This window comes from Streptococcus mitis (assembly GCF_946188695.1).
Lineage (GTDB): Bacteria > Bacillota > Bacilli > Lactobacillales > Streptococcaceae > Streptococcus > Streptococcus mitis_DF.
In genome coordinates this window covers 35,045-43,265 of record NZ_CAMHWI010000021.1, presented here as the reverse complement: position 1 = coordinate 43,265, position 8,221 = coordinate 35,045, and the positions used below count along the sequence as shown (strand labels likewise).

The following is an 8,221-nucleotide window of genomic DNA, read 5'->3' as shown; positions in this document are numbered from 1 at the left end:
TGGGACTTTTTTTCTACACAAAAATAGGCTCCATAAGATTCATAGGGGATTTACCCACTACAAATATTATAGAGCCTATTTATTTTGAAAATTTGCGAGGTGTGACTTTTTATACTCAACAAGAATCAAAGAGAAACTTAGCAAGCTAACAGCAGTAAGATAAAATACGAATTTGATATTGCGGATAAGATTGGTAAATTGTGTCACATTTTTACAATAATAAATTTGTGTAATTGCTTTTGATTTCTGAAAAGTATTATATTTTATTTCATATTATACAAATTTTTATTTTATAATATCAGAAAATACTTTTTTTTTTAGTAAATATGATACAATTTTATTTGAAAAAAATAAAAAGGAGATTTTATTATGAAATCAAAAACACTTGCTTTAATTAGTGGTATCGTCGGTCTTGTGGGAGGAATTTTACTTCTTATTGGTCCTTTTGTCTTGTTGGGAACAGCGGTAAATACAGCTGCTACAACTCTTAATGGAGGAGCTACTGCAGGGGCTGTTTCAGGTGTTGCCTTACTCTTGAATGCCTTGAAGATTGCAAATCTTGTTCTTGGTATCATTGCTATTGTTTACTATAAAGGAGATAATCGTGTAGGTGCAGCTCCGTCTGTACTAATGATTGTTTCAGGTGGAGTTAGTCTCATTCCATTCTTAGGATGGGTTGGGGGGATTCTTGCTATTATTGGAGGATCTCTATTCCTTGCAACATTGAAGAAATTCAAATCAGAAGAATAAAAGGTGTTTTAGCATGAAAAGAACAAAACATTTTATCGGTCTAGGAGTAGTCCTATTATTTATTTCTCTTCTCGTTGCATGTGGATCACAAAGTTCAAAGACCGCTTCAACAAGTAATGATGAGAAGACAGTAGCAACATCTAATACCTCAAAAGAAACAATCACTTTCGATACTCCAGTTGTAACAGATGATGCGATTGAATCAATGCGTACTTATGCAGATTATATAGATCTTTATAAAAAGATTTTTGATGATTATTTTACTAAAGCTGAGGAAAGTTTCAAAGGCACAGCTATGGAAAATAATGAGTCGTTTACCAAACTAAAAGAGTCAACTCAAAAATTATTCGATGCGCAGAAAAAATTGTATGATTTGCTAGGGTCAACTGAGATCAAGGAAGATGATAAATCAAAATTGTCTCAACAATTGAAAGACTTTAGAGACAATTTGCAAAAACAGTTGAAAACTTTGACATCTCAACTACAGTAAGATAGAAATTTTTTTGTAGTAATTGAGAATAATTGGTTAAATTACACCCCAAATGTTAGAAATTGGGGTGTTTTTTAAAGATTAAATAATGAAGATAGAATAGAAACAACCAAAAACAATGTGATTGGCAAACAGTCCTTTCCTTTTTGGTTTTGACTAGCTTTTTTGTGAAAAATTGTGTAAAATAGAATAGATAAACGAGGGGAAACCTCGGAAAATTTAAAGGAGAATCCATCTAATGGTAAAATTGGTTTTTGCTCGCCACGGTGAGTCTGAATGGAACAAAGCTAACCTTTTCACTGGTTGGGCTGATGTTGATTTGTCTGAAAAAGGTACACAACAAGCGATTGACGCTGGTAAATTGATCAAAGAGGCTGGTATCGAATTTGACCAAGCTTACACTTCAGTATTGAAACGTGCGATCAAAACAACTAACTTGGCTCTTGAAGCTTCTGATCAATTGTGGGTTCCAGTTGAAAAATCATGGCGTTTGAACGAACGTCACTATGGTGGTTTGACTGGTAAAAACAAAGCTGAAGCTGCTGAACAATTTGGTGATGAACAAGTTCACATCTGGCGTCGTTCATACGATGTATTGCCTCCAAACATGGACCGTGATGATGAGCACTCAGCTCACACAGACCGTCGTTACGCTTCACTTGACGACTCAGTAATCCCAGATGCTGAAAACTTGAAAGTGACTTTGGAACGTGCCCTTCCTTTCTGGGAAGATAAAATCGCTCCAGCTCTTAAAGATGGTAAAAACGTATTCGTAGGAGCTCACGGTAACTCAATCCGTGCCCTTGTAAAACACATCAAAGGTTTGTCAGATGACGAAATCATGGACGTGGAAATCCCTAACTTCCCACCATTGGTATTCGAATTCGACGAAAAATTGAACGTAGTTTCTGAATACTACCTTGGAAAATAAAAAATTGTAAGTCTAGAATTGATTTCTAGGCTTTTTATGTTAGTATGGTAGTATGATAAGGAATAAAAAACAAGATTATGTGCTGACCTACAAGCAACCAGCTTCAACCACTTACAAGGGGTGGGAAGAAGAGTCTTTACCGATTGGCAATGGTTCTTTAGGTGCTAAAGTATTTGGGCTTATAGGGGCTGAACGGATTCAATTCAATGAAAAAAGTCTTTGGTCTGGTGGTCCACTTCCTGATAGTTCAGATTATCAGGGTGGAAATCTTCAGGACCAGTATAGTTTTTTAGCTGAAATTCGGCAGGCTTTGGAAAAGAGAGATTACAATCGGGCAAAAGAACTGGCAGAACAGCACCTAGTTGGGCCCCAAACGAGTCAATATGGGACCTATCTGTCATTTGGGGATATTCATATTGTGTTTAGTAATCAAGGCAATACTTTGTCTCAGGTGACGGATTATCAGAGACAGCTGAATATCAGTAAGGCACTTGCGACGACTTCCTATGCCTATAAGGGAACGCGATTTGAACGTAAAGCCTTTGCGAGTTTTCCAGATGATCTCTTGGTTCAGCGCTTTACTAAGGAAGGGTTGGAAACTCTAGATTTTACTATAGAACTATCCTTGACCCGTGATTTGGCTTCTGATGGAAAGTATGAGCAGGAAAAATCTGATTACAAGGAGTGTAAGCTGGATATTACTGATTCTTATATCTTGATGAAGGGGCGAGTTAAGGACAATGACCTGCAGTTTGCTAGTTATCTAGCTTGGGAAACAGATGGAGACATTAGAGTCTGGTCGGATAAGGTTCAGATATCAGGAGCCAGTTATGCCAATCTCTTCTTGGCAGCTAAGACGAATTTTGCCCAAAATCCTGCTAGCAATTATCGCAAGAAACTAGATTTGGAGCGACAAGTAAAAAATCTGGTGGAGACAGCTAAAGAAAAGGGCTATGACCAATTGAAATCAAGGCATATTCAGGACTACCAAGCTTTATTTCAGCGTGTTCAATTGGATTTGGGGGCTGAAGTTGACGCATCCACTACAGATGATTTGTTAAAAAATTATAATCCACAAGAGGGGCAGGCTTTGGAGGAGCTGTTCTTCCAGTATGGGCGGTATTTATTGATTAGTTCTTCCAGAGATTGCCCAGATTCGCTACCAGCTAACCTGCAAGGTGTCTGGAATGCGGTCGACAATCCTCCTTGGAATTCGGACTATCACTTGAATATCAACCTGCAGATGAATTATTGGCCAGCCTATGTGACTAACCTCTTAGAGACGGCTTTTCCGGTCATCAACTATATCGATGATTTGCGTGTTTATGGTCGCATAGCGGCTGCAAGGTATGCAGGAATCATTTCTCAGAAAGGGGAGGAGAACGGTTGGTTGGTTCATACGCAAGCGACTCCTTTTGGCTGGACGGCACCTGGTTGGGACTACTACTGGGGCTGGTCGCCAGCTGCCAATGCGTGGATGATGCAAACTGTTTATGAAGCCTATTCATTTTATAGGGATCAAGACTATCTCAGGGAGAAAATTTATCCCATGTTGAGGGAAACGGTTCGTTTTTGGAATGTGTTTTTACATGAGGATAGGCAGGCGCAGCGTTGGGTGTCTTCTCCGTCTTATTCTCCAGAACACGGGCCGATTTCGATTGGCAATACCTATGACCAATCTCTGATTTGGCAATTATTCCATGATTTTATTCAGGCTGCTCAGGAATTGGGACTGGATGAAGCTTTGTTGACTGAGGTCAAGGAGAAGTTTGACTTGCTTAATCCTCTTCAAATCACTCAATCTGGTCGAATCAGGGAGTGGTATGAGGAGGAAGAGCAACATTTTCAAAATGAAAAAGTGGAGGCCCAGCATCGGCACGCTTCCCATCTAGTGGGACTCTATCCTGGAACTCTCTTTAGCTACAAGGGACAAGAGTATCTTGTAGCGGCGCGTGCTAGCCTCAATGATCGTGGAGATGGCGGAACAGGCTGGTCCAAGGCTAATAAGATCAATCTCTGGGCGCGTCTAGGAGATGGCAATCGAGCCCATAAATTATTAGCAGAGCAGTTAAAGTCATCGACCTTGCCAAATCTTTGGTGTAGCCACCCTCCTTTTCAGATAGATGGTAATTTTGGTGCTAGCAGTGGCATGGCAGAAATGTTACTCCAGTCTCATTCAGCTTATCTGGTACCTCTAGTCGCCCTACCCGATGCATGGTCAAGAGGTTCCGTTTCAGGCTTAATGGCACGTGGACATTTTGAAGTGAGCATGAGGTGGGAGGATAAAAAACTCTTACAGTTGACCATTTTATCAAGAAGCGGGGGAGATTTGCGAGTCTCTTATCCAGATATTGAGAAGAGTGTGATTAAAATGAATCAAGAAAAAGCAAAAGTGAAATGCATAGAGAAAGATTGTATTTCGGTAGCAACAGCAGAAGGCGATCTTGTTCAATTTTATTTTTAAGAAGGTGATAGAAGGCAGTAGTTTGAGACTGCCTTTAATAAGGATTTGAGAATGTAAGCAGTTTCCAACTAGTTGAAAAAGCGTTATAATGGTAGTAGGAAGTAATTTGTTTGAGAGAGGGTGGGTCTGATGGCTTATATTGAGATGAAACACTGTTATAAGCGTTATCAGGTTGGGGATACGGAGATTGTGGCCAATCGTGATGTGAATTTTGAGATTGAAAAGGGAGAATTGGTTATTATTCTTGGTGCGTCAGGTGCAGGTAAGTCAACAGTTCTCAATCTCCTAGGGGGAATGGATACCAATGATGAAGGGGAAATCTGGATAGATGGTGTTAATATTGCAGACTATAGTTCCCACCAGAGAACCAATTACCGCCGTAATGATGTCGGTTTTGTTTTTCAGTTTTACAATCTAGTATCTAATCTGACAGCTAAGGAAAATGTGGAACTGGCCTCAGAAATTGTGACAGATGCCTTGAATCCTGAGCAGGTTTTGACAGATGTAGGTCTGGCTCATCGTCTTAATAATTTTCCAGCCCAGCTTTCTGGAGGGGAGCAACAGCGAGTCTCCATTGCACGCGCGGTAGCCAAAAATCCTAAAATTCTCCTTTGTGATGAACCGACAGGCGCCTTGGATTATCAGACAGGCAAGCAAGTCTTGAAGATTCTCCAAGATATGTCTCGTCAAAAGGGAGCGACGGTGATTATCGTGACTCACAATGGAGCTTTGGCCCCTATTGCTGATCGCGTGATTCATATGCACGATGCCAGTGTCAAGGATGTGGTGATGAACCAGTTTCCTCAGGATATTGACAGTTTGGAGTACTAGCATGATTAAGCGAAAAACTTATTGGAAGGACTTAATTCAGTCCTTTACAGGCTCCAAGGGGCGTTTTTTATCCATCTTGACCTTGATGATGTTAGGGTCTCTAGCCTTAGTAGGCCTCAAAGTAACCAGCCCCAATATGGAAGAGACTGCCCATGCTTATTTAACCACTGCTCAAACCTTGGATTTGGCAGTCATGTCTAACTATGGTTTGGATCAAGCAGATCAAGAAGAACTAGAACAGACGCAGGGGGCAGAGGTCGAGTTTGGCTACTTGACAGATGTGACTATGGATAATGGGCAGGATGCTATTCGGCTGTACTCCAAACCAGAGAGAATTTCAACCTTTCAGCTCAGAGAGGGACGACTTCCGCAGTCAGACCAGGAAATCGCTTTGGCAAGTCATCTGCAGAGTCAATATAGCGTGGGACAGGAGATTAGTTTTAAAGAAAAAGAAGGCGGTCATTCCTCTTTAAAAGACCATACTTTTACCATTACTGGTTTTGTGGATTCGGCTGAAATCCTCTCCCAGCGAGATATGGGCTATGCAGGAAGTGGAAGTGGGACTCTGACAGCCTACGGGGTGATTTTACCTAGCCAGTTTGATCAGAAAGTCTACAATATAGCTCGTTTGAAATATCAAGATTTAGCAGGTTTAAATTCCTTTTCAGTAGCTTATGAAGAAAAATCCAAGCAACATCAGGAAGAACTTGAACAAGCTCTATCAGATAATGGCAAGGCACGTTTGCAAGTCTTGAAAAAAGAAGGACAAGAATCTCTCGATAAGGGGCAAGAGACCCTTGATAAGGCTCAGGCTAATTTGCAGGAAGGCAAGCGTCGTTTAGCAACTGCTCAAGATCGTTTACAGGCTCAGGAAAGTCAACTAACCTTGCTTCCTCAAGCTCAGAGAGAGCAGGCTAATGCTCAACTTATCCAAGCCAAGCAGGAATTGAGCAAGGAAGAGGATAAACTAAAGCAAGCTGAAGAGAATTTAGCTCAAGAAAAGGAAAAATTAGACAAACATCAGCAAGTCTTGGATGATTTGGCCGAGCCTAAGTATCAGGTCTATAATCGTCAGACCATGCCAGGTGGTCAGGGCTACCTCATGTACAGCAATGCTTCAGCCAGTATTCGGGCAGTGGGCAATATCTTTCCGGTAGTGCTTTATGCCGTAGCAGCTATGGTGACCTTTACAACTATGACTCGTTTTGTGGATGAAGAGCGAACACATGCAGGGATTTTTAAGGCCTTGGGCTATCGTAGTAAGGATATTATCGCCAAGTTTCTCCTGTACGGTCTAGTGGCTGGGACTGTCGGAACAGCTCTAGGTAGTATACTTGGTCATTATTTGCTAGCCAGTGTGATTTCAAGTGTTATTACAAAAGGTATGGTGGTGGGAGAAACTCAGATTCACTTCTATTGGAGCTATAGTTTACTGGCACTTGGTCTGAGTTGGTTAGCGAGTGTGTTACCAGCCTATCTGGTGGCTCGGAGGGAACTTCACGATGAAGCAGCTCAGCTTTTACTGCCTAAACCACCTGTTAAAGGAGCTAAAATCTTACTGGAGCGTATCGGTTTTATTTGGCGTCGTCTCAATTTTACCCATAAAGTAACAGCCCGCAATATCTTCCGTTATAAACAGCGGATGTTGATGACAATATTTGGTGTGGCAGGTTCAGTCGCTCTGCTTTTTGCAGGCTTGGGAATCCAATCCTCTGTAGCAGGAGTTCCGTCTAGACAGTTTCAACAAATTCAACAGTATCAAATGATTGTCTCTGAAAATCCTAGTGCGACCAATCAAGACAAGGCAGAGTTGGAAGAAGTGTTGAAAGGGCAGGATATTCAAACCTATCAGAAAATCTATTCAAAAACGCTAGATAAGGATTTCAAAGGTAAGGCTGGTCTTCAGACCATTACCCTTATGATGACAGATAAGGAAGATTTGACTCCCTTTATCCATCTGCAAAATCATCAGCAGGAGCTGACATTGAAAGATGGAGTCGTTATTACAACTAAACTAGCCCAGCTGGCAGGTGTCAAGGTTGGGCAGACTTTCGAAATTGAAGGTAAGGAACTAAAGGTTGCTGCCATTGCTGAGAACTACGTTGGTCATTTTATTTATATGAACCAAGCCAATTATGAGCAACTTTATGGACAGCTACCCCAAGCCAACACTTATCTGGTTACGCTAAAGGATACTAGTGCGCCTAGTATCGAAAGACAGGCCGGCTTGCTTATGAATCAAACTGCGGTGTCCAGCGTTGTCCAGAATGCTTCAGCCATTCGGCTCTTTGACTCGGTCGCAAGTTCACTCAATCAGACCATGACCATCTTGGTCATCGTGTCGGTTCTGTTGGCTATTGTTATCCTTTACAATCTAACCAACATTAACGTAGCTGAGAGAATCCGTGAACTCTCCACTATCAAGGTTCTCGGTTTTCATAATAATGAAGTCACTCTCTACATTTACCGTGAGACGATTGTGCTGTCCCTTGTGGGAATTGTCCTTGGTCTAGCAGCTGGTTTCTATTTACACCAATTTTTGATTCAAATGATTTCTCCTGCGACTATTCTCTTTTATCCGCAGGTAGGCTGGGAGGTCTATGTAATCCCAGTGGCAGCAGTAAGCACCATTTTGACCCTACTTGGTTTCTTTGTCAATCATCATCTGAGAAAGGTTGATATGCTTGAAGCCTTGAAATCTGTAGAGTAATACTCAATGAAAATCAAAGAGCAAACTAGGAAGCTAGCCGCAGGT

6 protein-coding genes are annotated in these 8,221 nt (G+C 41.3%); all 6 read left to right on the top strand.

Annotation, left to right across the window (positions count from 1 at the left end):
• Positions 1 to 369: 369 nt before the first annotated feature.
• The 6 genes from N8L33_RS08740 (at position 370) to N8L33_RS08715 (ending at position 8,176) form a co-directional block, all read left to right on the top strand.
• Positions 370 to 750, top strand: a complete 381-nt coding sequence (locus tag N8L33_RS08740; protein WP_000837844.1) for a hypothetical protein — start codon at positions 370 to 372, stop codon at positions 748 to 750.
• Between the two features lie 13 nt (positions 751 to 763).
• On the top strand, positions 764 to 1,240 hold the full coding sequence (locus N8L33_RS08735; RefSeq protein ID WP_261029661.1) for a hypothetical protein: 477 nt from the start codon (positions 764 to 766) through the stop codon (positions 1,238 to 1,240).
• Between the two features lie 238 nt (positions 1,241 to 1,478).
• Complete coding sequence (locus N8L33_RS08730) at positions 1,479 to 2,171, top strand: phosphoglycerate mutase (protein WP_000240129.1); 693 nt, start codon at positions 1,479 to 1,481, stop codon at positions 2,169 to 2,171.
• Between the two features lie 52 nt (positions 2,172 to 2,223).
• Entirely contained in the window at positions 2,224 to 4,635 is a 2,412-nt protein-coding gene (locus N8L33_RS08725) for a glycoside hydrolase family 95 protein (RefSeq protein ID WP_261059626.1), read from the top strand.
• A 129-nt stretch (positions 4,636 to 4,764) separates the two neighbouring features.
• Positions 4,765 to 5,466 (top strand): ABC transporter ATP-binding protein, encoded by a 702-nt coding sequence (locus tag N8L33_RS08720; protein WP_261059625.1) that lies wholly within the window; start codon positions 4,765 to 4,767, stop codon positions 5,464 to 5,466.
• Position 5,467: 1 nt separating this feature from the next.
• Positions 5,468 to 8,176 carry an ABC transporter permease gene (locus tag N8L33_RS08715; protein WP_261059624.1) on the top strand — a complete coding sequence of 903 codons (2,709 nt, stop codon included), beginning with the start codon at positions 5,468 to 5,470 and terminating at the stop codon, positions 8,174 to 8,176.
• Positions 8,177 to 8,221: the final 45 nt, after the last annotated feature.